At 43.1% G+C, this 26081-nt stretch carries 21 protein-coding genes; 12 read left to right on the forward strand and 9 right to left on the reverse strand.

The window, feature by feature from the left end:
- Positions 1-415: 415 nt before the first annotated feature.
- Positions 416-862, forward strand: a complete 447-nt coding sequence (locus L3V43_RS04310) for a hypothetical protein (protein WP_237116007.1) — start codon at positions 416-418, stop codon at positions 860-862.
- A 52-nt stretch (positions 863-914) separates the two neighbouring features.
- On the opposite strand, the gene L3V43_RS04315 is transcribed toward L3V43_RS04310, so the two are convergent.
- From L3V43_RS04315 to L3V43_RS04330, 4 genes are all read right to left on the reverse strand, one after another.
- Positions 915-2363: a catalase gene (locus tag L3V43_RS04315; RefSeq protein ID WP_102056878.1), complete on the reverse strand. Its 1449-nt coding sequence runs from the start codon at positions 2361-2363 to the stop codon at positions 915-917.
- Between the two features lie 190 nt (positions 2364-2553).
- Positions 2554-4272 (reverse strand): AMP-binding protein, encoded by a 1719-nt coding sequence (locus L3V43_RS04320; RefSeq protein WP_029215772.1) that lies wholly within the window; start codon positions 4270-4272, stop codon positions 2554-2556.
- Positions 4273-4499: 227 nt separating this feature from the next.
- Positions 4500-7673 (reverse strand): multidrug efflux RND transporter permease subunit, encoded by a 3174-nt coding sequence (locus tag L3V43_RS04325; RefSeq protein ID WP_010604876.1) that lies wholly within the window; start codon positions 7671-7673, stop codon positions 4500-4502.
- Positions 7674-7677: 4 nt separating this feature from the next.
- Positions 7678-8850, reverse strand: coding sequence for an efflux RND transporter periplasmic adaptor subunit (locus L3V43_RS04330; RefSeq protein ID WP_102056877.1), 1173 nt, complete (start codon positions 8848-8850; stop codon positions 7678-7680).
- A 418-nt stretch (positions 8851-9268) separates the two neighbouring features.
- Here L3V43_RS04330 and L3V43_RS04335 point away from each other — a divergent pair, with 418 nt between their 5' ends.
- Positions 9269-9871, forward strand: coding sequence for a TetR/AcrR family transcriptional regulator (locus L3V43_RS04335; protein ID WP_010604874.1), 603 nt, complete (start codon positions 9269-9271; stop codon positions 9869-9871).
- On the opposite strand, the gene L3V43_RS04340 is transcribed toward L3V43_RS04335, so the two are convergent.
- The 4 genes from L3V43_RS04340 to L3V43_RS04355 form a co-directional block, all read right to left on the reverse strand.
- Positions 9855-11699, reverse strand: a complete 1845-nt coding sequence (locus L3V43_RS04340) for an ABC transporter ATP-binding protein (RefSeq protein WP_237116008.1) — start codon at positions 11697-11699, stop codon at positions 9855-9857. The two genes, L3V43_RS04335 and L3V43_RS04340, sit on opposite strands and share 17 nt — an antisense overlap.
- A gap of 89 nt (positions 11700-11788) precedes the next feature.
- Entirely contained in the window at positions 11789-12976 is a 1188-nt protein-coding gene (locus tag L3V43_RS04345) for a hypothetical protein (RefSeq protein ID WP_237116009.1), read from the reverse strand.
- Positions 12977-13154: 178 nt separating this feature from the next.
- Positions 13155-13601 carry a DUF3010 family protein gene (locus L3V43_RS04350; protein ID WP_010604871.1) on the reverse strand — a complete coding sequence of 149 codons (447 nt, stop codon included), beginning with the start codon at positions 13599-13601 and terminating at the stop codon, positions 13155-13157.
- 34 nt (positions 13602-13635) lie between these two features.
- The gene (locus L3V43_RS04355) at positions 13636-14628 is read right to left on the reverse strand and encodes an endonuclease/exonuclease/phosphatase family protein (protein ID WP_235368128.1); all 993 of its coding nucleotides are present in this window, start codon (positions 14626-14628) and stop codon (positions 13636-13638) included.
- Positions 14629-14857: 229 nt separating this feature from the next.
- On the opposite strand from L3V43_RS04355, the gene thrS reads away from it, so the two are divergent.
- The 4 genes from thrS to rplT all read left to right on the forward strand — a co-directional run bounded on the left by thrS (position 14858) and on the right by rplT (position 18145).
- Positions 14858-16768: a threonine--tRNA ligase gene (gene thrS / locus L3V43_RS04360; protein WP_095729293.1), complete on the forward strand. Its 1911-nt coding sequence runs from the start codon at positions 14858-14860 to the stop codon at positions 16766-16768.
- A gap of 56 nt (positions 16769-16824) precedes the next feature.
- Positions 16825-17388 (forward strand): translation initiation factor IF-3, encoded by a 564-nt coding sequence (infC, locus tag L3V43_RS04365; protein WP_095729294.1) that lies wholly within the window; start codon positions 16825-16827, stop codon positions 17386-17388.
- Positions 17389-17569: 181 nt separating this feature from the next.
- Positions 17570-17770: a 50S ribosomal protein L35 gene (rpmI, locus tag L3V43_RS04370; RefSeq protein WP_010604868.1), complete on the forward strand. Its 201-nt coding sequence runs from the start codon at positions 17570-17572 to the stop codon at positions 17768-17770.
- Positions 17771-17785: 15 nt separating this feature from the next.
- The gene (rplT, locus tag L3V43_RS04375) at positions 17786-18145 is read left to right on the forward strand and encodes a 50S ribosomal protein L20 (RefSeq protein WP_010376973.1); all 360 of its coding nucleotides are present in this window, start codon (positions 17786-17788) and stop codon (positions 18143-18145) included.
- Positions 18146-18240: 95 nt separating this feature from the next.
- On the opposite strand, the gene L3V43_RS04380 is transcribed toward rplT, so the two are convergent.
- Entirely contained in the window at positions 18241-19074 is an 834-nt protein-coding gene (locus L3V43_RS04380; protein ID WP_235368127.1) for an SDR family oxidoreductase, read from the reverse strand.
- 126 nt (positions 19075-19200) lie between these two features.
- Here L3V43_RS04380 and L3V43_RS04385 point away from each other — a divergent pair, with 126 nt between their 5' ends.
- From L3V43_RS04385 to L3V43_RS04410, 6 genes are all read left to right on the forward strand, one after another.
- Positions 19201-20988 carry a M14 family metallopeptidase gene (locus L3V43_RS04385; RefSeq protein WP_237116198.1) on the forward strand — a complete coding sequence of 596 codons (1788 nt, stop codon included), beginning with the start codon at positions 19201-19203 and terminating at the stop codon, positions 20986-20988.
- 2 nt (positions 20989-20990) lie between these two features.
- Positions 20991-21632, forward strand: coding sequence for an MBL fold metallo-hydrolase (locus L3V43_RS04390; RefSeq protein WP_102056871.1), 642 nt, complete (start codon positions 20991-20993; stop codon positions 21630-21632).
- A gap of 111 nt (positions 21633-21743) precedes the next feature.
- Positions 21744-22202: an Lrp/AsnC family transcriptional regulator gene (locus L3V43_RS04395; RefSeq protein ID WP_010376979.1), complete on the forward strand. Its 459-nt coding sequence runs from the start codon at positions 21744-21746 to the stop codon at positions 22200-22202.
- 204 nt (positions 22203-22406) lie between these two features.
- The gene (locus tag L3V43_RS04400) at positions 22407-23963 is read left to right on the forward strand and encodes a SulP family inorganic anion transporter (protein ID WP_102056870.1); all 1557 of its coding nucleotides are present in this window, start codon (positions 22407-22409) and stop codon (positions 23961-23963) included.
- 173 nt (positions 23964-24136) lie between these two features.
- Positions 24137-25207, forward strand: coding sequence for a histidine kinase (locus tag L3V43_RS04405; protein ID WP_010604863.1), 1071 nt, complete (start codon positions 24137-24139; stop codon positions 25205-25207).
- Complete coding sequence (locus L3V43_RS04410) at positions 25207-26031, forward strand: LytTR family DNA-binding domain-containing protein (RefSeq protein ID WP_010376983.1); 825 nt, start codon at positions 25207-25209, stop codon at positions 26029-26031. The genes L3V43_RS04405 and L3V43_RS04410 overlap by 1 nt, the downstream gene beginning before the upstream one ends.
- Positions 26032-26081 lie beyond the last annotated feature (50 nt).

The raw sequence follows: 26081 nt of genomic DNA on the forward strand, positions 1-26081 counted from the left end.
CCATTGGTTCTTAATATAAATCACTCAAAAAAGGTTATAAAAACGCCCCCTAAAATAAAAGGTACAAAATTTTTTAAATGGCGTTTACTTATTGCGAGTAAAAGTGGGTTCACCCCGCGATCTTTTAGGTTTAAATACCGCACCCTATGCCACGGAAATCTTTTTGCTCGGATAAATCAAGACCTACAAATAACAAGCTTCACAAATTTATTTGGTTGATCTCATTTTTTGCTAAATCTATATCGGGTAGGAGCGGGTTCACCCCGCGATCTTTTTGGTTTTAATGCCGTACCTTAGGCGGTGGAAATCATTTGTCGTGATAAATCACGACCTACAAATAATTCCTGTTGAGCGCATATCTATCGACAGGCAAAGGCAGAGCAGCGATACTTAAGCAAGTTGACAATATAGGGAAATGAACTTGAACACGAAAACTCAAACGACCAACTACTTTTTACTCTTCGCGGGTGTGTGTACAGCCATTGCGGCAGTGGCGCACATTGGCTGCATTATCTTTGGCGCGCCTTGGTATCGCTTTTTTGGTGCGGGCGAGGAAATGGCTACTATGGCCGAACAGGGGCTTATTTATCCGCACATTGTCACTGCCGTTATCGCTACGATTTTACTGCTCTGGTCATGCTATGCGTTTTCAGGGGCGAAACGGATCCGACAATTACCTATGCTTAAAATCGCCCTGTGTGTAATAAGTGCAATCTTTTTAATAAGGGGAATTGGGTTTGTTTTTATCATGCCAACGATCCCAGATAATAGCATGACGTTTTGGCTGGTGAGTTCATCAATTTGCTTGGTTATAGGTGGGGCTTATGCGTTTGGAACCCAAAAGGCATGGTCACAAATCTAGCAGCTTTAAAAGCTAGCACTTCAGGTGCTAGCTTTTTGTTCAGATTAGGCAGTTAACCTTTTTCATTCAGTGCCGTTCTAACACCGGCTTCAAGTTCTTCGTGAACAGATTTAAATAACCCAAGTTGGCGTTCAATGATATATTCAGGTACACCCTCCATAGCGCGTGCTATGTTGCCGTACAAGCGCTGTTTTTGGGCATCATCAAATAGGCAATATAGGGCACGAGGCTGTGAAAAATCATCATTGTCTTTGCGGTGGTCGTATCTATCCGCCATTCCTTCAAGCTCAAGAGCAGGGCGTTTATACTCTGGGCTCTCTTTTGGGCCTCCCATCGAGTTAGGCTCGTAGTAAGCATCTTCGTTACCACCCGGCTCATTGTTAAAGAACCGCATTGCACCGTCTTTGTGGTAATGGTGCACTGGGCATTTTGGACGATTAACGGGTAATGCCTCATAATGCGTACCGAGTCGGTAGCGGTGAGCATCAGCATAGGAGAAAATGCGTGCTTGCAACATTTTATCCGGAGAAAACCCAATGCCAGACACCACGTTAGACGGACTAAATGCAGCTTGTTCTATCTCTGCAAAATAATTGTCTGGTACGCGATTTAATTCGAGTGTGCCAACATCGATGAGTGGAAAGTCGCCATGCGGCCAGACTTTGGTTAAATCAAACGGATTGTGTTGGAACTGTTTTGCTTGTGCTTCAGTCATCACCTGAATTTTCATATCCCATTTCGGATAATTTCCGCGCTCTATGGCCTCAAGCAAGTCCTCTTGAAAACTCTCTCTGCTTTCGCCAATTACTGATTTTGACTCTTCATCGGTATGATGCTGGTGGCCTTGTTGGGTTTTCATATGAAACTTCACCCAAACTCTTTGGTTTTCCTCGTTAATCAAACTAAAGGTGTGAGAGCCATAGCCATTCATATGTCTCACATCCGTTGGCAAACCACGGTCAGACATTAAAATCAATACTTGATGCAGGCTTTCTGGCGACAGTGACCAAAAATCCCATTGCGCGGTGTTGGAACGAAGGTTGGTTTTTGGGTGGCGCTTTTGGGTGTGAATAAAATCTGGGAATTTATACGGATCACGGACAAAAAATACGGGGGTATTATTACCAACTAAATCCCAATTTCCTTCATCAGTGTAAAACTTTATCGAGAAACCTCTTACGTCACGCTCCGCATCGGCAGCCCCTTTTTCACCGGCTACTGTTGAAAAGCGCATCAGAATGTCGGTTTGCTTATCAACCTCAGCAAATAGCTTTGCCTTGGTATATCGGCTTATATCGTTTGTTACCGTAAATGTTCCAAACGCACCCCATCCTTTAGCATGCACGGTACGCTCTGGAATACGTTCTCTATTTTGATGCGCCAGTTTTTCGATTAATTGGTAGTCCTCAACCAATAATGGGCCTCTAGGACCTGCGGTAAGACTATTTTGATTATCGGCGATTGGATTACCAGCTGTGGTGGTTAATGGACACTTGGTCATTGCTCGTTTCCTTCATATAAAATTTAGAAACTAACAGCAAGAAATGAACCAAAGAAAAATTCAATTTAAACAATTAGTTGAGTTGTAGCTTAGCGGTGATTGTGATTTTTACAGAGCAAAGTTTTCAAACGCGTTGTAAGAGCTACGTAAGTGGTGAGCTAGGATATTGCTCACCACTTACTCATCTTAGTTACTGAGATTCGGCAAATGCATCAAGCTCACTTTCCATTTGCTCTCGCATTTTGAACTTTTGTAGCTTGCCTGTGACTGTCATCGGATAATTTTCAACGAGCTTGATATGTTTTGGGACTTTGAAATAGGCGAGTTTATCTTTTAAAAATATACGAATATCTTGTTCCGAAATATAGTGTCCGGGCTTAAGTTGAACCCAAACACATACTTCCTCACCATATTTTTCGTCTTTGATCCCAAATACAGCGGCGTCTTGAATATCATGATGATGATAAAGCACTTCCTCAATTTCTCTGGGGTAAATATTCTCGCCACCGCGAATGATCATGTCTTTTATGCGGCCGACGATGCTAACGAACCCTTCGTCATCCATTACCCCTAAATCGCCAGAATGTAGCCAGCCATCGTTATCAATGGTTGCTGCTGTTTTTTCTGGGTCTTGCCAATAGCCTTTCATTACGCAATATCCTCGGGCACATACCTCACCAGGCGTACCAATTGGGGCAATATGTCCTAGCTCGTCAATAATTTTGACCTCGGTATGTGGCATAGCGCGACCAACAGTCTGCACGCGTTTCTCAACAGGCGAATCGATTTCGGTAATATTATTGATTGGGCTGCACTCGGTTTGCCCGTAACCAATTAGTACATCGGTCATATGCATTTGGGTTTGTACTTGGCGCATGACCTTTTCAGGGCAGGTAGAGCCTGCCATCACGCCAGTGCGCAGCGAAGATAGATCAAACTGTGTAAAGTCTGAGTGCTCTAATTGTGCGATAAACATTGTTGGTACACCGTGAAGCCCAGTGCACTTTTCTCGTTCAACAACTTCTAAGGTGACAAGCGGATCAAAGCTATCGTTAGGGAATACAGCGCACGCCCCTTTACTGATACAAACGAGATTACCGAGCACCATGCCAAAACAATGATAAAGCGGCACGGGAATACAAAGCTTGTCTTGCTCTGTGAGCTTCATGGCATTGGCGACGAGTAATCCGTTATTGAGGATATTACTGTGGGTGAGGGTGGCGCCTTTCGGGTTGCCTGTAGTACCTGAAGTGAATTGAATATTGATTGCGTCGCTGGCACTGAGGTTGGCTGCAATCGCATTTGCCTCAAGATAGTGGGCATCATTAGCTTTAGATAACAGGGTGCTGAAATTCATTAGACCTGGTTCAATATCCTCGTCAATCAGCACAATCTGTTTGAGAGAGGGAAGGCGCTGTGAAGACAATTCGCCAAACATGCAGTCATAAGATTCTGGTGCCAGCTCTCTTATCATGTCAACGTAATGGCTATGTTTAAATGATTTCGCCATAACTAACATCTTACACTCAACGTTGTTTAGCACGTATTCAAGCTCGCTTGGACGATAAGCTGGGTTAATGCACACCATGATCGCGCCAATTTTAGCGGTTGCAAATTGCACTAGACTCCATTCAAGATTGTTTGGAGACCAAATCCCAACTCTATCCCCTGGTTGTATGCCTACAGCTAAAAGGCTTGCGGCAAGTTGATTTATTTTGGCGAGATACTCTCGATAATTTAAGCGAACAGATTGATGAGAGACAACAATGGCTTCTCTTTCTGGATAATTGTCGACAATATCTTCTAGGTATTGCCCTATGGTGAGTTGAGTAAGCGGTGCTACTTGGGGGCCTTTGAAGTAACTCTTTGTAAGTGCACTTGCATTTATTAATTGGCTCTCTGTTGTCATATCTTGTCCTTGCTGTTGATCTCTAGTTTTTATCATTATGCTTTATCAGTGATAACCTAATTGTCGACAAAATCAAGTGCATTTGGACGAAAAGCATGAAATTACGACTAATGGCTAGTGATAAAGTGTGTGATGGTGAGGTAGTGGAAAGGTCAAGAGTAGCTTTTTTGGGGTATAAAAAACGCCTGAAAATTCAGGCGTTTTGTGGTTTCACTTAAGGGATGTTATTAAGCTAATCCTTCATCTGTATCGACATGCTCATCTTTATGATGCTTCGCGATTTCATCTGAAAGTTCTTGCTTAGAACGCTTCTCTGACATCCGTCTTGCCATTAGCCAGTAAAAGAACAGTGGCAAGAAGAATACTGCGAGGAAGGTAGCCGAGAGCATACCACCCATTACGCCAGTACCCACACTGTGTCTTGCTCCTGCGCCAGCTCCAGAACTCATAACCAGCGGAACTACGCCAAGTATGAAAGCAAGTGAAGTCATGATAATAGGTCTAAAACGCAGTCTTGCCGCTTCAAGGGCTGCGGTTGCTGGACTCCATCCTTCTTGATATTTCATTAGCGCGTACTCGACAATAAGAATGGCATTTTTACTGGCAAGGCCAAGTAGGGTAACCAAACCGATTTGGAAGTAAACGTCGTTGGTTAGCCCCGCAATCCAGATTGAGACCAGTGCACCAAAAGTACCAAACGGTAGCGCTAACATAACCGAGAATGGTAATGACCAGCGCTCATAAAGTGCTGCGAGGATCAAAAATACCATGATCACGGCCATACCGAGTGCAATACCGGTTGTACCAGAGTTTTGCTTTTCTTGGAACGCGGAACCCGTCCACTCGTAAGTCATATCAGGTGGTAGCACTTTGTTGGCGATACGCTCAAACTCCGCGATAGCTTGACCTGAGCTGTAGCCAGGTGCTGCTTCGCCCATTAACTTAACTGCAGATAAGTTATTGTAACGATTCATGGTTTCCGGGCCGCGACTATACTCAACATCCGTAAATGCAGAAATTGGTACCATTTCGCCACGATTGTTTTTCACATAAATGCGGCCAACATCTTCCGGTGTCATTCTAAATTCGGCTTCAGCGGACATAATCACTTGCCATGCACGACCAAATTTATTGAAGTCGTTGACGTAGTAATTACCTAAATTGGCTGCAAGTGCGTTAAACGCAGAATTGATATTAACCCCCATGGCACGCGCTTGTTCACGATCCATATGCACTTTTAGCTGTGGTGCATCAGGACGCCATAGCGTTTGAATGCCTGTAAGGATAGGGCTCTTCTGCGCCTCGGCCATGATCATCTGCATGCCTTGCTTCAATTTAGCGGGATCAGAGCCGCCTTTATTTTGCAAGAAGACTTCAAATCCGCCTGTTGTACCCAAGCCGAAAATTGGCGGTGGGTTAAACGCCAGCACTAATGCTTCGTTAATATGCGCGGTTTTCATAAATAACTCACCAACAAGTTCCTTCGCCGACACATCGCGTTCATCCCAATGTGTTTGCGTCACGAACATAGTCGCCGCGCTATTTTTGAAGCCACCACCGATGAAGTCCATCCCCGTAAACGCCACGACGTTTTCGTTAGCTGGGTTTGACTTTGCAGCCGCTATCACTTCATCGGCCACTTTAGCAGTGCGCTCTAACGAAGAGCCATCAGGCAAGAACACCGCTATCATATAGTAACCTTGGTCTTCATCTGGTACCAACGAGCTTGGTGTTTTTTGCCACAGGAATACCGTTGCACCAATCATCGCTACCATTAAGGTTAGGCCTACAAAACCACGGCGAACCATAAAGCTAACCGCGCCAACATAGCGTCCGGTCACACGATGGAACCAGTCATTGAACCACAAGAAAAACTTGGCATCTTGTTTGTGCTCGTGCTTAAGCAGCAATACACAAAGTGCAGGCGTCATTGTCAGTGCAACCACACCGGATAAACTTACAGAGATGGAGATTGTGATCGCAAATTGGCGGAATAGCTCGCCTGTTAACCCACCCAGGAAAGCGATAGGTACAAACACCGAACACAATACCAATACAATCGCGACTACGGGGCCGCTTACTTCCTGCATCGCTTTAACTGCTGCTTCTCTAGCCTGCAAGCCTTGCTCATGCATAATACGCTCGACATTCTCAAGTACTACAATGGCGTCATCTACCACGATACCAATCGATAACACCATGCCGAACAGCGTAAGCGTGTTAATCGAGTAACCGAGCATATAGAGACCTGCAAATGTACCAAGTAACGAGACCGGAACTGCAAGCGTTGGAATTAGCGTTGCACGCCAGTTTTGCAAGAACAGGTAAACCACTAAGAATACCAAAATCATTGCTTCACCAAGCGTTTTTAACACCTCGCGAATTGAGACTTCTACAAAGCGTGTGGTGTCGTAAGAGTTAACGTGGGCGAGGCCTGTAGGGAACTGAGGTTTGATCTGTTCAATTTCAGCCTCTACTGCTTTAGCCACGTCAAGCGCATTCGCGCCCGGTTGCAAGAATACACCGAGCAATACCGCTTCTTTACCGTTAATAGTACCTTGGAAGTTATAGTCTTTAGAACCAAGCTCTACGCGAGCAACATCCTTAAGGCGCAGTGTTGAGCCATCTGGGTTTGCTCGAACAATGATATTTTCGAACTCTTCAGCCGTCGATAAACGTCCTTTCGCGGTGACACTATAAACGAGCGATTGCGCGTCTTGAGATGTCGGTGTTGCACCAATACTACCCGCTGCATACTGAGAGTTTTGCTCTCTAATTGCACCCGCAATATCGTCTGCTGTGACTTGCAGTTGACTCATAATATCCGGGCGCAGCCAAATACGCATGGCATAGTCTTTAGCACCGAAGATCTGCACGTTCGTCGTACCAGGAATGCGTTTGACGCGGTCAAGGATATTCATGGTGACGTAATTAGATGTCCAGAGACTTTCTCGAGTGCCATCTGGCGAATAGAACGCGTGTACTTGCAAGAAGTTGGAAGATGTCTTTTGAACCACAACGCCTTGGCGTCTAGTTTCTTCAGGGAGACGAGCTTCAACTTGCTTCACCCGGTTATTTACATCTACGGCAGCCTGATCAACATCCGTTCCAATCTCAAAAGTTACTGCAATAGTTGTTACGCCGGAGTTGGTACTGGTTGATGTCATGTACATCATGCCTTCAACACCCGTAATCGCGTTTTCGATAGGGGTTGCAACGGTTTGTTCTAATACATCCGCTGATGCACCAGGGTATACCGCACGTACCTCAACTTGAGGTGGAGCGATTTCGGGATACTGCGCAACAGGCAAACTGCGCATGGCAGCAAGGCCCGCAAGTACAATCACGATAGAGATAACAAAGGCAAAAATAGGCCTGTTTATGAAATATTTGGAGAACATCAGATTATTCCCCTTGCTCGCTCACAGACACTGGCATACCAGGGAAGAAGATCCTCGCCATGCCTTCAACGATGACAGGTTGACCTTCTTTTAAGCCTTCGCGAATAACCCACATATTCTCATTATTAAGCTTGACCCACTCACCAACTTTGACCGGTGCAGGCAGGGCTACGGTTGTGCCTTGTTCATTTTTGGTGGCAATGTATACAAATTTACCCGTGCCGTTGTCTAATACCGCTCTTTGCGGAAGTACAATGGCGTTATTGCGTACCGCACCAGAGAGTTTAACTCGAACAAACTGACCCGGTCTTAACTCGCCATTTTCATTAGGAATACGAGCTTGTAACTCACTGGTACCCGTGAAGCGGTTTACCCGAACGTCGCTAAAGTTTACTTTACCGGCTTGTCCGTATAGTGAACCGTCTTGCAGAATAATCGTGGTATCAAATTCATTATGATCTGGTAATGACAATGAGCCATTTTCTACATCTTGGCGCATTGTTAGCTGCTCACGCTCTGAAAAGCCGAAGCGAGCACGAATGGTGCTAATGTCGGTAAGTTCAGTTAATAGTACACTCGGACCAGAAACATAACTGCCTTCTGACATCAGTTCACGACCAACAATACCAGAAACAGGTGCTTCAACTTTGGCGTATTCAAGGTCTAGCTTGGCTTCACTCAATGCGACTTTTGCAGATTCTAAATTCGCAACTGCAATATCGTAGGCCGATACTGAGTTATCAAAGTCGCGCTTTGATACTGAACGCTCGTTCTTCAAACGCTCAAGCCTTTCGCTCTCGCGCTTAGTTTGATCAACGTTTGCTTTTGCTGCCTGAAGTGCTGCCTGCGCTTTTTCTACCGCTAATTCAAAAGGTTTAAGCTCGATGGTGAATAATGAATGACCAGCTTTTACAAATTGACCTTCCTCAAAGTTGCGAGATTCGATGATCCCAGAAACTCGAGAACGAATTTCGACTTCTTTATCACCCGCGAGAGTGGCCGGAAGTTCGATATCGAAAGGCACTGATTGAGTAGTAACTTGTTGTACACTCACTTGCGCAGGTGGCATTGCATGGCCCCCTTGCTGTGGTGCTTCTGAACACGCTGACAAAGTGCCTAACGTGAGCATTAAAAAAGATAGGTGTTTAACACGACTGCGTATTGATGCTGGATACATGAACACTCCAATTCCTATATTATCATTTTATGCTGCCCCGGCTTTGACGGGGAACTACCTTGCAATTTGCCTTTAATAACGCACACTCAACTGGATGCAATCAGTCAAGTGAGTTCATTTCATACCTTAACCACACCAAAGTAAAGGCTATTTGTTCGACAATTAAACAAGTAAACGGTAGTGTATACTTAAAGAAATAAAAGGTAAACGGTTGCGTGTACTTTTCTTCAATTTAGGTATACGATCATGTGTACTTTTTATTAACGACTTTATTGATTAAAATAAAGGGAATGTTGATTTATTACGAAGAAGGCTTATCTCTGTATAGAGAGGTGATTCTCGGTATACAACTGACCATGTGAGTAGCAGCTATCAATGGCTCGCTTTTCCCACTATTAATTAAAGACAGAATAAGTAAATGACGCAACTTTCACCAAAACAGCAGTCAATTTTATGTGCAGCGATAGAAGAGTTCGCTCAAAAAGGCTTGCAGGCGACGACGATGGAGTCGATTAGTCAATCAGCGGAAGTATCAAAGCGCACGTTATACAAGCATTACTCGACCAAAGACGAGCTCTTTGATGCCGTTGTTGAGCTGTTAATTGAGCGAATTAAGCCGATAACTGCGATACAATTTATCCCAAACTATGACTTTTCAGTGCAACTGCAACATCTTGCGAAAAGCGCAATGACTTTGTTGAATGACGAGGATTATATGCGTTTGTCGCGTATTGTGATGATTGAATCGATGCGTAGCTTTGAGCAAGCACAGAATTTAAATGAAAAGTTTAGTCATTGTGAAGCCGCGATGATCCAATGGTTCGAAGATGCTGCGAATTCAGGGTGTCTTGGTAGTTTTGATGCGGACTTTGCCGCAGCGTACTTTTGGGGCGCACTGAAAAAGCTAGGCTATTGGGAACGCGCTATAAAATGGCAAGCTCCGCTTCCAGAAGCAGAGCTTGATATATTAGTTGAAAAGGCGGTCTCGCTATTTTGTAATGGCGTTACTCAACGCCAATAAATCCACCGGTTTGATGCGACCACAGTTTGGCGTAAATACCACCTAAAGCTAGCAAGGATTGATGGCTTCCTTCTTCTACTATCCGACCTTCATCCATAACGATTAATCTGTCCATTTGTGCAATCGTGGATAACCTATGGGCAATTGCAATAACGGTTTTACCTTCCATCAGTGCATCTAAGCTCTCTTGGATAGCTTGCTCAACCTCAGAATCCAAGGCTGAAGTGGCTTCGTCTAAAATTAAAATTGGCGCATTTTTTAGTAATACACGGGCAATGGCGATACGTTGGCGTTGGCCACCTGATAGTTTCACACCGCGTTCACCTACTTGTGCGTCAAAGCCAGTATTACCGTGACTGTCTTCTAAGTCTTGGATAAAATCGTAAGCCTGCGCTTCTTTTGTTGCGGCTATTAATTCTTCTTCTGATGCATCAGGGCGACCATAAAGAATATTGTCACGCACGCTGCGATGGAGCAAAGAAGTATCTTGCGTCACCATGGCGATATGACGTCTTAAGCTTTCCTGTTTTACTTTCGCAATATTTTGGCCATCTATTTCGATGCTGCCGCCGTCGGTATCGTAGAATCTCAGTAATAAGTTCACTAAGGTCGACTTCCCCGCACCTGAGCGGCCAACTACACCAATTTTCTCGCCGGGCTTGATATGTAGGTTCAGGTTGTCGATGACGTTATGTTGTCTCGCTGCATCTTTACGCTTATAAGCGAAGGTAGTGTTACAAAAGTCGATTTTTCCGACTTTAAAATCTAACTGTGGCGCTGTCTGTTGGTCAACAATATCAAGCGGTCTTGAGAGTGTGTTCATGCCGTCTGCAACGGTACCAATATTTTCGAATAGGCCGCTAATTTCCCACATTATCCACTGTGCCATGCCATTTAGACGTAAGGCTAAACCTACTGTAATCGCAATTGCACCAGCGGTTATTGCATTAAATGACCATAAGTAGATGGAAAGTGCGGCAACGGAAAATACCAGTAGATAATTTAAGGCCTGAATACTAACGTTTAAGCTAGTTGCTAAGCGCATCTGCTTATAAACAGGTTGAATAAACACATCCATGCTGTCTTTGGCATATTCTTCTTCTCGTTTGGTATAAGAGAAAAGCTTTACGGTTGAAATATTGGTGTAGCTATCCACTATCCTTCCCGTCATTTCCGAGCGCGCGTCAGCCTGCTCACTAGAAACGCGTTTTAGTTTAGGAACAAAATAGAATTGGAAACAGATATAGCAGCCAAGCCAAATAACCAGCGGGATCATCAAACGTATATCACTGCTTGCAACAAGCGCGAGCATTGCGGTGAAGTACACTAAAATATAAACCAGCACATCGAGTAGCTTCATGACCGATTCGCGCACGGCTAGGGCAGTTTGCATCACTTTAGTTGCAATACGTCCTGCAAACTCGTCTTGATAGAATGTCATAGACTGCTTTAGCAAGTAGCGGTGTGCCTGCCAGCGAATAGACATTGGGTAATTACCCAATAAACTCTGATGCAAAATGGCGCTGTGAAAAAAGACTAACAGTGGCAGCGCCACTAACGTGATCACAGACATTCGGATTAACTCGGTTTGTTTGGCTTCAAATAGAGTTTGTGGTGTATAAGTGGAGAGCCAGTCAACTAAATCACCCATAAAGCCAAATAATGTTACTTCCAAAATTGCGAGGAGCGCAGCACTTAGCGACATAAATAACAAGGGTAATTCCATTCCCTTAGTATAGAAGCGACAGAAAGCCAACAAACCTTGTGGTGGCTGACCAACTTCTTGCTCGGGAAAGGGTTTGGTAAAGCGTTCAAATACTCGATACATGGATGATCCCTAAATTTGTTCAGAAGCTAGTCTACCTTGATAGTATGAAATGCGCGAGTCACAGATTGGTGCTCAATTTGCACGAATGATTATAGTTGTTTTTGGTTGAGTAGTTTTTGTGTAATGAGCTCACCAGTGACAGCATTATAGCTACTCAAAGTCAGTGACGTAGAATAGTGCTTTAAATAGACCTGATCATGTGGTTTTTCTACTGTAATTTTATCGATTGGGACGAGTTTATTACCTTCCTCGACAAAAAATGACAGCTCTAAATAGCATGGAAACACCTTTTTACATACACCGAGTGATTGTTGTTGTAAGTCAAACGTTGAAGAGAGCCAACTTGGCCTATTATTGATTTTAGTGGTTTTGGGCCAAGTTACAGAAAGATCAAACCTTTGCGGGTCTGAAGAGTAGTGCTGAGATTGGCTTGCTACTCGTGCGAGGAGCAAAGGAGTATTGCCACTCACTGATTGAACCTCAGATAAGCGAACCTGATCAACTGTGAGTGGATTAATTTTCAATGTTTGCTTGAGTTCACTTGCCAGTTGGTTTTGTTCATCTAGTTGAGAAAATCCGAGGTGAACGAGTAATTTTGCATCGCGATTGTTATCAAATACCTTTTCTTTTATGTGTTTAGCCGCGGCTTTGGCTCTACCTTGTTGTGAGTCGTGATCGTAACTAATAATCTCGTAGCCAAGCGATTTGGCTTCAAATATCAAGCTAGCGTAAGTCGCCTCCATGGTGTAGATCCCATGCTCATATGTTGTAAAGCCGTGTTTATTGATTTGCTGCTCAACGCTTACCTGTGGGGTAAGCGCTTCTAATGCAAGATAGCGATAGCCTTGTTCATATAAAGGCTTCAACAGGGCAATCGTTAGCGCTCGGTGTTTAGCATTATGATACGCCTCGTTTACCATAGTGATACGCGTGTCAGCAGCCTTTTGTGCTATGATTTCTAGCGCAGGAACTAGCCGATAATCGTTTAGCAACATATCTGGGTTGATCACCCCAGAGGTGAGTTTTTCTGCTTCAAAATAATTGCCGACAATAGAATGATAAGTTGCTGCATATTGAATGTTTGCTGAGCTGCTATCTAAATGCCCTTTGACTGGAATTTGGCTTTCAAGTGACTGTGTGTTTTCAAACACACGTTTATCTGAGTTAACACCAAAGATTAAGGAAGCAGGGTTAGCGCTTGAATTTGCTAATGCTGTTACGGATATCAGCGAACATGCGCAAAAAATAACGGCTTTTCCATATTGTTGAGGTAACACCTAAATCCACTCCTTGCGGTTTATTACGGTTATATTAATAGCATAAAAGCGCGGAGGGCTGAATCAAATAAAAGCAAATTTTTTACAAGTATTTTATATTTGAATTATTTACAGGGGACATAAATGTGGAAGCAAATAAAAAGGCCAGTAGCTAAGTAACTGCTGGCCCTTGATATGATTATTCTTCTTTGCCGTATGTTTTACGAAGAATATAAACATAGGCATTGATGAAAGCTTGCTCTTGAAACTTTTTCAACCCAGTGTCTTCATAGTCAACAGGAATTGGGTTTCTTTTTAATTGCTCTTTTACTTCAGTGCCAGAAAGTAACTGCACGTCGACACCTGAAATTAACTGGATTGCAGCTTCCATTTTAAAACCAGCCGCACTACCTGCGAATTTGCCTTTGTGTGGGCGTTGACGAATGGCGATAGAATCTACGCCGTAATCTTCTACTAGTTTTGCAAAGTCGAATTGGAACTTGCGCATTTCATCAAGTTCTGTCCCTTGATTACTTAACGTAAAGCGTCGCTGACGAATGTCTCTGATATCAAAAACATCATCTTCTTTCGTTAGCATACAAAGCAGAGCTTCGCTGCCTGAAATTTCAACCCCAAGTGTTCTCATTTTCGTGTCCAGATTATGCAAAAATTGAATTATCTCACAGTGTTATTTCTATTGCTATCGCTGCATGGTCAGAATAGCAAATATCTTCGTCTATACGCTTCGGATCAAGGTGAGCATCGTAACTGTAGTAATGTAACGACTTCACCTTGGGCGTTTCTCGGTTGGGATTGAATTCTTTTGAACAAAGAATGTAATCAAGTACGTTACCTTCACCTTGATAGTAATGACTGGCTGGTTTTTCTTTATGGTTGTTGTCGGCGTAAAGAAAACTGTCGAACAACCCGACACTATCAAAGCCATTACTAGCAAGGACGGGTGGAAAGGCTTGCGTCATAAAAGATAATGCCGGGCTGTCTAACGCATCATTGAAGTCGCCCATCACTAACGTTGCAGCCTGTTTCTCCCTTTGTGTCTTTAATGCATCGTAATAAATGATGGAAGCTTCGAGTGAACGTGAGATCTGCGACTGCATCGTACCAACGGTTTCGTGAAGCAATGTAAGTAGCGGGTCATCTTGATTGGAATCTCCCAGCATGTGGGCCATTGAATGCACGCGTTGAGACTTGAAGTGGACGGCATAACACGCCAGTAACCCGAAGCCTGGAATGTCGAATTTACATTTTATCGGGGTGCGATTGAATTTAAATTGATGTTGATTATTAAGGTATTCGAGTAATTCGGGGCAGGGCTCTAACGGCGCAAAGGATTTAAATGGTAGTTTTGATGCGATAGCGACCACGGGTTTAAACAGTACCGACGGGTAGACGTGATCAGGACTTGGCACATCTACAGTGGCAAAGTGGACAAGACCCAAGTCTTCGCACAGCATCTGTAAGCTATCAGGTGAGAAGACCTCTTGAAACACAATGACATCGGGGTTTATATGCTGAATGAGTCCCGTGATGAACTGAGTTTTGGTTTGCCACTGTGTTTCATTATAGTGCTCATGAAGTTGATAAAAAGAATAAGGCGGCGCTGCAAAATTTAGTAGATTAAAGGTTGCAAACCGATAACGCTTTTTGGCCACGAAGAATCCCAAAATAGTTTTTGTAAATTAATAGATTAATTTTAGCTCTAGGCTTGCACTTAGCCAAGTAACACGCGAGAATAGTGATTCTTATTCGAAAGTCCTCGGATGAGCCGCGATAATTCGCGCAAGACAATGCTTATTCGTAAAAGCGTTGATAGGCACACTTTAAAATTAATTAAATACATGTGATGCATTGTAGGTGTCACCACTGTAAATAGGATTTATCATGCCAGTTATTACTCTCCCTGACGGCAGTCAGCGTATTTTTGAAAACCCTGTCACTACTCTAGAAGTCGCTCAAGACATCGGTCCAGGCCTTGCGAAAGCAACGATTGCTGGCCGTGTAAATGGCGTTCGTGTTGACGCTTGTGACCTCATCGAAAATGATTCAGCACTTGAAATCATCACCGCAAAAGACGACGACGGTCTTGAAATTATTCGTCACTCGTGTGCGCACTTGATTGGTCACGCTGTAAAACAATTGTTCCCAGAAGCTAAAATGGCGATTGGTCCTACTATCGACAACGGTTTCTATTACGATGTTGACTTAGAGCATTCGCTTACTCAAGAGGACCTTGAAGCGATAGAAAAGCGTATGTTGGAGTTGGCAAAAACCGACTACGACGTAGTAAAGAAAAAGGTGAGCTGGCAAGAAGCGCGCGATGCATTTGCAGCACGCGGTGAAACCTATAAGATGGAAATCCTAGACGAGAATATCGCGAAAGATGACCGCCCAGGTTTATATCACCACGAAGAATATGTTGATATGTGTCGTGGTCCGCACGTACCAAATATGAAGTTCTGTCACCACTTCAAGATTATGAAAGTGGCGGGCGCATACTGGCGCGGCAACTCAGAAAACAAGATGTTACAGCGTATCTACGGTACAGCTTGGGCTGACAAAAAGCAGCTAAAGGCGTATCTTAAGCGTCTAGAAGAAGCTGAGAAGCGTGATCACCGTAAAATTGGTAAAGCACTCGATCTGTGGCATTGGCAAGAAGAAGCGCCAGGCATGGTATTTTGGCACAATGATGGCTGGAGCATTTATCGTGAGCTTGAAGATTTTGTTCGCGAAAAACTACGCGAATATCAGTACGAAGAAGTAAAAGGTCCGTTGATGATGGACCGTGGTTTGTGGGAAAAATCAGGCCACTGGGACAAGTATTCAGATGCCATGTTCACGACTGAGTCAGAGAAACGTGAGTATGCTATTAAGCCGATGAACTGCCCAGGTCACGTGCAGATCTTTAACCAAGGTCTAAAGTCATACCGTGATTTACCATTGCGTATGGCTGAGTTTGGTTGTTGTCACCGTAATGAACCATCTGGTGCACTACATGGTTTGATGCGTGTTCGTGGATTTACACAAGATGATGCGCACGTATTCTGCACAGAAGAACAGATCATGGACGAAGTATCAGCATGTATCAAAATGGTGTATGATACGTATTCAACTTTTGGCTTCGAAAAGATCGTTGTTAAATTATCGACGCGCCCTGAAAAACGTATCGGTGAAGATGAAATGTGGGACAAAGCAGAAGCTGCACTTGCAGATGCTTTGAAAGCCAATGACATCGAGTTTGAATATTTACCTGGGGAAGGTGCGTTTTACGGACCGAAGATTGAATTTACGCTATATGACTGTTTAGAGCGTGCATGGCAATGTGGTACAGTGCAATTAGACTTTGCACTACCTGGCCGTTTAGGGGCAACATATGTTGCGGAAAATAACGAGCGTAAAACCCCTGTAATGATCCACCGCGCAATTCTAGGCTCACTAGAGCGCTTTATTGGTATCCTAACGGAAGAATACGCTGGTCAATTCCCAACTTGGCTTGCACCAAAGCAAGTTGTGATCATGAATATCACGGACAAACAAGCCGATTATGTCCACGAAGTTGTACAAAAGTTGAATAAACTTGGAATAAGAGCTTGTGCCGACTTGAGAAATGAGAAGATTGGTTTTAAAATCCGCGAGCATACTTTAAAACGTATACCTTATTTACTAGTGGTGGGTGATAAAGAAGTCGAGCAACAAGAAGTTGCAGTAAGAACCCGTACTGGTGAAGATTTAGGTAAATTCTCGGTTGACGATTTCATCGCGAAAGTTAGCGAAGAGATTAAAAATCGACTATAAATATAAACTTGCGTGTACTTTACTTTTTCTGGTGCACGCATTTACTTTTGAATTTTTTGGAGGAACGTACCATTAGAGGCGGCAAAAAAGGGCAAAATAACGCTCAGAAAAATCGTATTAACGAAGAGATTACAGCGAAAGAAGTTCGCTTAATTGACGCTGAAGGCGAGCAAGCTGGCATTGTCTCAACAAGAGACGCACAAAACATGGCGGAAGAAGCCGGTCTAGATCTAGTTGAGATCAGTCCAAACGCTGAACCACCAGTTTGTAAAGTGATGGACTACGGTAAGTTCCTTTTTGAAAAAGCAAAAATCCAAAAAGAACAAAAGAAAAAGCAAAAGCAAATTCAGGTTAAGGAAGTTAAATTCCGTCCTGGTACTGATGTTGGTGATTACCAAGTTAAGCTACGTAGCCTTCGCAAGTTTCTTGAGGGTGGTGACAAAGCTAAAGTCACAATTCGCTTCCGTGGTCGTGAAATGGCGCACCAAGAAATTGGTATTGACCTGTTAAACCGTATCAAGACTGAGTTGGAAGATATCGCATCAGTTGAGTCTTTCCCGAAAAAAGTAGAAGGTCGTCAGATGATAATGATGATGGCGCCTATTGCTAAAAAGTCTTAATCTCGGCATAATACGCATCGAATTTAACGCAGGTCTCAAGTGCTAACGCCACCTGCGTTATCCGGTTTTAAAGTAAGGTATTGATCCTTCACCGGTTTTAGGTAGTAAGCTAGGCCTACAAGTGAGTTTATCTCCGCCTACTTACATTGTGTTAAAGCAATATCATTCGGAGTTATTGCAAATGGCTTATAAGCTAAAATCACACAGAGGTGCTGCTAAGCGCTTCAAAAAGACTGCTTCTGGCGGTTACAAGCGTAAACAGTCGCATCTTCGTCACATTCTGACTAAGAAATCTTCAAAGCGTAAATTACACCTTCGTGCTAAGTCTATGGTTCATAAGAATGACCTAGGCCTAATCGATCGTATGTTACCATTCGCTTAATAGAGGATATCAGAAATGGCAAGAGTTAAACGCGGCGTAGTTGCACGTGCACGTCACAAAAAAGTATTAAAGCAAGCTAAAGGTTACTATGGAGCGCGTTCACGCGTTTACCGCGTAGCTTTCCAAGCGGTAACTAAAGCTGGTCAATATGCTTACCGTGACCGTCGTGCTAAGAAACGTACTTTCCGTCAACTATGGATTGCTCGTATCAACGCAGCTGCACGTCAAAATGGTCTTTCTTACAGCCGTTTCATCAATGGCCTTAAAAAGTCATCGATTGAAATTGATCGTAAGATCCTAGCTGATATCGCAGTATACGACCAAGTAGCTTTCGCAGCACTAGTTGCTAAAGCAAAAGATGGTCTAGCTGCTTAATAAGCGGAACTAGAATTAGTCTTAGGACTAGAACTGGTATTGAAAAGGAGCCTTTGGCTCCTTTTTTAGTTTTATATTCGTTATAAACTCTAACGTTAGCGGTTTTTTATTAAGATTTTATCCAGCACCTTACTGCTCAATATTCGTTTCAAGTATCCCATCAAATAGGTCGGAAACGTGACGTAATATCTTGGCTTTGCAGTCTTAGCACTCAGCGCGTGTTGCAGCACTTTATAAACAGCTTCTGGCCCCAAAGTGAATTTTTGCGGAGCTTCTTCTGAGCTTAATCGGTTAAGCTGTGCCTGATATGCATCGTGATGTACGCTATTTTCGTGATCGATATTCGCTAAAAAGACGTGTTTCGCGTTTTCTCTAAATTTAGACAAAATTGGACCTGGCTCTATTAGGCTAACTTGAATATTGCTACCTGAAAGCTCCATGCGTAGGGTATCGGTAAGTCCTTCAAGTGCAAATTTGCTCGCGTTATAGGCGCCGCGATATGGCAGTGCGACTAATCCAAGCACGGATGAGTTATGAACAATGCGGCCTGCGCCTTGCTTACGCATTTGCTCAACTGCGAGACAGGTGAGCGTATGCCAGCCAAAAAAATTAACTTCAAATTGTTGCCGTAACACGTCTGTAGGCAAGTCTTCTACCGCACCAGGTTGGCCGTAGGCTCCGTTATTGAATAAGGCGTCTAGCTGACCATTTGCGATTGTCAAAGCTTGGTTAAAGCCATCGTTTATACTTTGCTCACATGCTAAATCTAGCAGAATACATTGAATGTTTGTGCCTTCAAATTTATTCAAGTCTTTTGCATTTCTAACCGAAGCAATAACTTGATATCCTGCTTTTGACAATTGCACAGCGCAGTAATAACCAATCCCGCTAGAACAACCTGTGATTAAAATTGATTTTTGTACGCTCATTTGATCCCTAAAGTTATGGTTATCTGCGATTAACTGCAAATTTTTGTTGAATCACCGCACATTGTAAGCCGATATCTAAAATATTGATATAATTGGCAGATAAAAGCAGAGGAATAGAGAAATATGATGAGTTCCAGCATTATTATGCTTACTGCAATGCTAGGTATGAACGGTCATTTACCACCCTTGATGGAGTGGCAGGGCAAAAGCGAACAACTATTACAACAACAGGGCCCATTAACGACTGATTTTGAACTAAGCGGTGCGATAGATTCTCCTAATTACGCAGATACGATGGCATTTGTTGACCGTCTAGTGGCTGCCAATCCGACCCAATTTAAGCTAGAGACCATTGGGTTTAGCAATAGTAATCGCGCAATTAAGATGATTGTTGCAACGGAGCAGGGCGGTGATAAATCAAATGTTATTAATAATGGTAAGCCAACCATTTTAGTACAAGCTGGTATTCATGCCGGAGAAATTGACGGCAAAGATGCCATGTTTATGTTGCTTCGCGATGTTGCAACAGGTAAGCGCCGTGATATTTTGACGAAAGTGAATTTACTCTTTATCCCTATTCTCAACGTCGATGGGCATGAAAGGCGCAGTGAGTTTAACCGTATAAATCAACGCGGTCCGACTGTTATGGGCTTTAGGACCAATGCCAATAACTTAAATCTGAATCGTGATTACACTAAATTGGACACGCCAGGAGTCAAGGCGGTCATGCAGGTAATTAACGAATACAATCCGGATCTGTACATTGATGTTCATGTAACGGATGGCGCAGACTACCAATACGATGTCACTTATGGTTTTAACCCGACTTTTGCAAGTGAGTCACCGGCAATAGCTGAGGTGTTAGAGAATCAGATTTCGCCACAAATTAATGCAGCGCTTGCTGCTCAAGGACATATTCCTGGTCCACTTGTGTTTGTGATGGATAAACGAGACTTTAAAAAAGGGCTGGCTGGATGGGTGGCAACGCCGCGATTTTCAAATGGTTGGGGAGATTTAAAGGGACTGCCGACTATACTGGTAGAAAATCACTCATTAAAACCCTATAAGCAGCGTGTACTGGGCACCTATGTGTTTATGGATGGCGTTATCAGTGGCCTCTCAAGCAATATTCAGGCATTACGAGAAGCGGTTCAAAAAGAGGCCGAATTCACACCTAAACAATTGGTAGTTGAACGCAGCTATGCGAAAGAGCCCGACTACATTCAATTTAAAGGCATCCAATACAAGCAGTTTGAAAGTGCATTGTCTGGTCATTTGGAAGCTAAGTACTTAGGCGAGCCACAAAACTATGAGAAGCTGCCAATTTATTGGCAGAAGGAAGTAAAAACAGCGGTGAATGTACCTGAGCAGTTTTACATTCCACCCGCATACCCTGAAGTGGTCGAAAAATTAAAACTGCATGGAATAACCGTTTCTACATTACCAGATGGAACGGTAGTGGAAAAAGTAAGCCAAGCTACAGTAAAAGACTACAAGTTCGATACTGCTCCTTTTGAAGGGCGCTTTAGAGTGAATGCGACTTTCGACATTAAGGAGCTCCCAGATAAGGTCGATCTCAGTGGGTGGTATAAAGTGGCAACGGCGCAAAAATCTGGAGAGCTGGTGACTCACTTACTACATCCAGAAGCGCCTGACTCATTTTTTGCTTGGGGGGAGTTCAATACTATCTTCCAACGTACAGAATATGTTGAAAATTATGCACTTGAACCTTTTGCACGAAAAATGCTAAAACAAAATCCAGCTATGGCATTAGCCTTTGATAAAAAAATACGTGAAGACAAGCAGTTTGCAAACGATCCAAAAGCGCGGATGGAGTGGCTTTATGCAAGAACGCCGTTTTATGATAAAGCGTATCTTAAATATCCTGTTTTGATGTCGTTTGGAGCAAACTAACCATGCAAGTGTTTACCATTCCAGTTACACCATTTATGCAAAATTGTCGTGTCATTGTGTGTCCAGAAACACAAGCCGCTGCAATTGTAGACCCAGGTGGTGAAGCGGAAAAAATTATTGCGCAGTTGAACACACAAGGGGTAGCGCCAAGCATGATTTTGCTTACCCACGCGCACCTTGATCATGTGGGAGCAAGTACAATATTAAGTGAGCATTTTAATATCGAGATTATCGGGCCTCATCAGAGCGACCAATTTTGGCTGGAAGCCTTGCCAATGCAATCACAGATGTTTGGTTTTCCTAATCATGAAGCTTTTTTACCATCTAAGTGGTTAAATGATGGGGATAAGGTTAAAGTGGGGAACCTCGCACTCGAAGTCAGACATTGTCCAGGGCATACTCCGGGGCATGTGGTTTTTTATGAACCAAGCTCAAAACAGGTCTTAGTAGGAGATGTGTTGTTTAAAGGCTCTGTTGGTCGTACTGACTTTCCAAAAGGCGATGCAGCCCAACTAAAACAGTCTATACAAGATAAGCTGTTTACTTTGCCTGATGAGGTCGTGGTGCATTCTGGCCATGGTGAAAATACCTCAATTGGCTTCGAAAAGGCGACAAATCCTTTTATGAGTGGCCGATTTGGTTAGATATAGTGGAAGTGGCATAGTAGTGATGTGCATTTTTTAATTTGCTATGCTTCAGGGAATAACAATCAACATCGGTTAATAGACTGGTGTGCTAATTAAACTAGAATAGATATGTCATTAAACCAAGTAGATCGCCAGATACTGGCATTGTTACAGCAAGACGCAAGTCTTTCTACCGCTGAAATCGCTGATAAAGTAGGGCTATCTCAGTCACCTTGTTGGCGTCGCATCGCTAAATTAGAGCAAGACGGCTACATCAAAGGCAAAGTTGCATTGCTGGATGAGAAGAAACTCGGATTTGATATGTTGGTTTATGCGCATGTTAGGCTTTCAAACCATGGCCGCAACAACCTTGCCGAGTTTGAAAAATTGATCTTAAGTTATGACGAAGTGACAGAGTGCTACTCTATGGCAGGCACCATGGACTTTATGTTGCGTATCATTTCGAAAGGCATTGAAGGTTATGAGCAATTTGTTCGTGATAACTTACTTAATTTAGAGTTCGTCCAAGAAGTACATTCAAATGTTACAATGACTTGCGTTAAGCGCAGCACTTCCTTACCACTTTAATGCAATTTGTTGCCCTGCTTCGTTGGGTAGGGCTTCCCGTCATCTTTTCACCATTGTTCTATACTACAATACAGACCGCTTTATTAAGTTATGTATTGCAAGCGAGTTTGTGATACAGGCTTGTATCTTATTTGTTAAAGGCGCTGCTTTTTGCTAAAATCCGCCGCCTTTGTGTTCATAGTCAATTCACACCAGAGGATATTGATGTTTAATCTTATCAGCAAAGCGCCTAGCTCTGCTAAAAACGATGTACTGTCTGGGCTTACGGTCGCTTTGGCACTTGTGCCTGAGGCTGTGGCTTTCGCTTTTGTTGCACAAGTAGACCCATTAGTCGGTTTATATGCAGCATTTATTGTCGGTCTTGTGACTTCAATCTTTGGTGGTAGGCCGGGTATGATCTCGGGTGCAACAGGGGCTCTTGCCGTGGTAATGGTGAGTCTCGTTATTGATCATGGTGTCGAGTATCTTTTTGCAACTGTATTACTCATGGGGCTCTTACAAATACTCGCAGGTATATTTAAGCTTGGCAAGTTTATACGTATGGTACCGCACCCTGTGATGCTAGGCTTTGTGAATGGTTTAGCCATCGTTATCTTTCTTGCGCAACTTGGTCAGTTCAAAGTACTTAATAGTGAAGGTGAGCTGACTTGGATGCAAGGGGAAACCCTTTATGTGATGGTGGGCTTGGTAGCATTGACTATGGCCATCATTCACTTTCTACCAAAGCTAACAACTGCAGTTCCGTCTAGCCTAGCGGCAATTTTAGTGGTAACTGGTATTGTTATTGGTTTAGATTTAGACGCTCGTAATGTGCTTGATTATCTGAAAGATATGTCAGGTAACGTAGATGCAACGATTGCCGGTGGTTTTCCTGCTTTCCATATTCCAGAAGTTCCTTGGACATTTGAAACATTTAAAATTATCTTCCCATACGCGCTTATCCTAGCGGCGATTGGTTTGATTGAATCTTTATTAACGCTCACGCTAATCGACGAAATCACCGAAACACGTGGTCACAGTAACCGCGAATGTATCGGCCAAGGTGCGGCTAATGTTACTTGTGGTGTGTTTGGTGCGATGGGTGGCTGTGCGATGATTGGGCAATCAATGATCAATATTAATTCTGGTGGCCGTAGCCGTTTGTCAGGTATCACAGCAGCATTATTACTACTTGTATTTATTCTGTTTGCAGCAAGCCTTATTGAGATGATCCCGCTAGCGGCGTTAGTTGGTGTAATGTTTATGGTGGTATTGGGGACTTTTGAATGGTCAAGTTTTAGATTAATTAGAAAGATCCCTAAATCAGATGCATTTGTAATCGTCTTGGTGTCGGGGGTTACAGTGATTACAGATTTGGCCATCGCAGTTTGCGTTGGTGTCATTGTTTCGGCACTGGTATTTGCGTGGGAGCATGCGAAACATATTTACACCAATAATTATATTGATGAGCAAGGCTCAAAAGTGTACGAATTACACGGACCTCTATTTTTTGGGTCGGTGAAAAACTTTGCAGAGCTGTTTGACGTTAATAATGATCCAGACGACATCATTGTAGAATTTAAACATAGTCGTGTTGCCGATCATAGTGCAATTGAAGCAATAGATACGCTAGCTGAACGTTATAAAAAGGCTGGTAAAACGCTTCATCTTCGCCACTTGAGCCAAGACTGTAAAGTACTGCTAAGTAAGGCTAAAGATCTCGTTGAGCTAGACGGCCAAGCAGATCCTACCTATAAAGTGGCATCTGACAAGCTTGCTTAAGAGCGACAGTTTGAATAGATGAAGATAAATTAACTGGTTAATTTATTTCAAAAAAAGGCACTGAGGTGCCTTTTTTATTTGCGGCAGGGCGTGTAAAAACTGAGACCACCAGCAGTGAATAGAGACGACATGCTGAGATATAATCCAGTTAAGATAGAAGAGGTATAATCATTTTGAAGTGGCAATCACTGGTTGATAACAGGCAGAGATTTTTCTGGGTATTACAAATAGCTGGTTGGCTGGGCTACGCGCTAGTTAACTATATTGGCTCAAAAGTCTTTGAAATGCGGGATATTTATGTATTTGTCATCGCTTTAAATGCCTACGCAGGTTGTTTGATGACCGTACCGCTACGATACCTCTATCGTAAAATTTGGAATGCAACACCGTTGGTGCTGATATTCGTTGTGTTTACGGCGTCATATGTAACTGGAACACTATGGGCGGTCGTTCAGAAGTTTAATCATTGGGAAATTTATCGTCACGGGTATCGACCTGATGAATGGTTTTATTACTTACAGCAGGGACTAGACTCTGTCTATATCATACTCTGTTGGAGTGGACTGTATTTTGGTATTAAGTATTACCAGTTGTTACAAAGTGAGCGTCAAAAGGCGTTGAAAGCCAATACTATGGCCCATGAAGCGCAATTGAAAATGTTGCGTTATCAACTGAATCCGCATTTTCTATTCAATACCCTTAATGCAATTTCGACGCTTATATTGGTTGAAGAAAATAAAGATGCGAATCAAATGGTCTCAAGGCTCAGTGATTTCTTGCGCCATACATTAAATACAGATCCGATAAAAAAGGTACCGCTTGAGCAAGAGTTACATGCGTTGAGACTGTACTTAGAAATTGAAAAGGTCCGTTTTGATGAGCGCTTATCTATTGAGCTTGATGTGACAGAAGAGGCTGAACAGGCGTTGGTACCTAGCTTGATCCTACAACCACTCATTGAAAACAGCATTAAATACGCAATTGCCCATATGGAGCATGGCGGCAAAATTGAAATAAAAGCGCAGGTGTTTGCCAATGAACTACTCTTGGAAGTAGGAGACAATGGTCCTGGCGCAGAACTGGAAGATGGGCAACTGAAAAGTGCACAGGGAGTGGGTTTAGCGAATACCAAAGACCGTTTAAAAACCTTGTACGAAAACAACTATTCATTTGTGCTCTCGGATAATGAGCCAACTGGTTTGAAGGTAAACATTCGCGTTCCATATGAAAGGGCGAAGAAGTAATGAGCAAAATTAGAACACTAATCGTAGATGATGAACCGTTAGCGAGAAAAGGGCTAGCGGTAAGGTTAAGAGATTTTTCTGAAATTGAAGTTGTAGAATTGTGTGGCAGTGGTCAACAAGCAATCGATCTATGCAAATCTGAGGACATAGATCTGGTCTTTCTCGATATTCAAATGCCGAACATGAATGGCTTTGAAGTAGCGAGAGCGCTGAGTGAAAGTGTTAAACCATTGCCTGCTATCGTATTTGTAACCGCGTTCGACCAATATGCTGTAAAGGCATTTGAGATCCATGCGCTGGATTACATCTTAAAACCCGTTGATGACAACAGATTAAAACAGGCGGTGGAGAAAGTGCAAAGCTATTTAAAAACACAACAAGACAATGCGCATAAGAAAAAGCTAGCCAGCTTTGTTGCAGGGATCACTGGTAATAACTGTGAAGAAATCCTTAAAAAACTTGCAACAGGAGATACAATTGAAGATAAAAAATTCCCGGAGTCGCTCGCGGTAAAAGAACAAGGGGAAATCATTCGAGTATCTACATCGTCAATTCAGTGGATTGATGCAGCCGGTGATTATATGTGCTTACACTGTAGCGATGGTCAGACTCATATTTTACGTAAAACAATGAAAGATCTAGAACAAGAGTTAGATCCAACGTTATTTGTGCGCGTACATCGCTCTGCAATTGTTAATACTAAGCAGATTAGTAAACTAGTCACACAAAGCAGTGGCGAGTATTTATTGGTACTTGAGAATGGTCAAGAGCTTAAAGTCAGCCGTAGTTACCGTGACAAAGTAAAGGCCGCACTCGCGAGCTAATAAAAGCGAGCTAAAGTGATTTGCACCGTGTTTAGCCTACGGTGACGTAG

The sequence above is a fragment of the Pseudoalteromonas sp. L23 genome (assembly GCF_021728455.1).
Classification (GTDB): Bacteria; Pseudomonadota; Gammaproteobacteria; order Enterobacterales; family Alteromonadaceae; genus Pseudoalteromonas.

Coding starts and splice junctions, on each gene's coding strand:
- L3V43_RS04340 (WP_237116008.1), bottom strand. CDS start 11,699: ATGTATCGAGTATTTGAACGCTTTACCAAACCCTTTCCCGAGCAAGAA.
- L3V43_RS04410 (WP_010376983.1), top strand. CDS start 25,207: ATGAGCAAAATTAGAACACTAATCGTAGATGATGAACCGTTAGCGAGA.
- L3V43_RS04320 (WP_029215772.1), bottom strand. CDS start 4,272: ATGACAACAGAGAGCCAATTAATAAATGCAAGTGCACTTACAAAGAGT.
- thrS (WP_095729293.1), top strand. CDS start 14,858: ATGCCAGTTATTACTCTCCCTGACGGCAGTCAGCGTATTTTTGAAAAC.
- L3V43_RS04335 (WP_010604874.1), top strand. CDS start 9,269: ATGACGCAACTTTCACCAAAACAGCAGTCAATTTTATGTGCAGCGATA.
- L3V43_RS04400 (WP_102056870.1), top strand. CDS start 22,407: ATGTTTAATCTTATCAGCAAAGCGCCTAGCTCTGCTAAAAACGATGTA.
- L3V43_RS04385 (WP_237116198.1), top strand. CDS start 19,201: ATGAGTTCCAGCATTATTATGCTTACTGCAATGCTAGGTATGAACGGT.
- L3V43_RS04390 (WP_102056871.1), top strand. CDS start 20,991: ATGCAAGTGTTTACCATTCCAGTTACACCATTTATGCAAAATTGTCGT.
- L3V43_RS04350 (WP_010604871.1), bottom strand. CDS start 13,601: ATGAGAACACTTGGGGTTGAAATTTCAGGCAGCGAAGCTCTGCTTTGT.
- L3V43_RS04330 (WP_102056877.1), bottom strand. CDS start 8,850: ATGTATCCAGCATCAATACGCAGTCGTGTTAAACACCTATCTTTTTTA.
- rplT (WP_010376973.1), top strand. CDS start 17,786: ATGGCAAGAGTTAAACGCGGCGTAGTTGCACGTGCACGTCACAAAAAA.
- L3V43_RS04315 (WP_102056878.1), bottom strand. CDS start 2,363: ATGACCAAGTGTCCATTAACCACCACAGCTGGTAATCCAATCGCCGAT.
- L3V43_RS04380 (WP_235368127.1), bottom strand. CDS start 19,074: ATGAGCGTACAAAAATCAATTTTAATCACAGGTTGTTCTAGCGGGATT.
- L3V43_RS04325 (WP_010604876.1), bottom strand. CDS start 7,673: ATGTTCTCCAAATATTTCATAAACAGGCCTATTTTTGCCTTTGTTATC.
- L3V43_RS04310 (WP_237116007.1), top strand. CDS start 416: ATGAACTTGAACACGAAAACTCAAACGACCAACTACTTTTTACTCTTC.
- rpmI (WP_010604868.1), top strand. CDS start 17,570: ATGGCTTATAAGCTAAAATCACACAGAGGTGCTGCTAAGCGCTTCAAA.
- L3V43_RS04395 (WP_010376979.1), top strand. CDS start 21,744: ATGTCATTAAACCAAGTAGATCGCCAGATACTGGCATTGTTACAGCAA.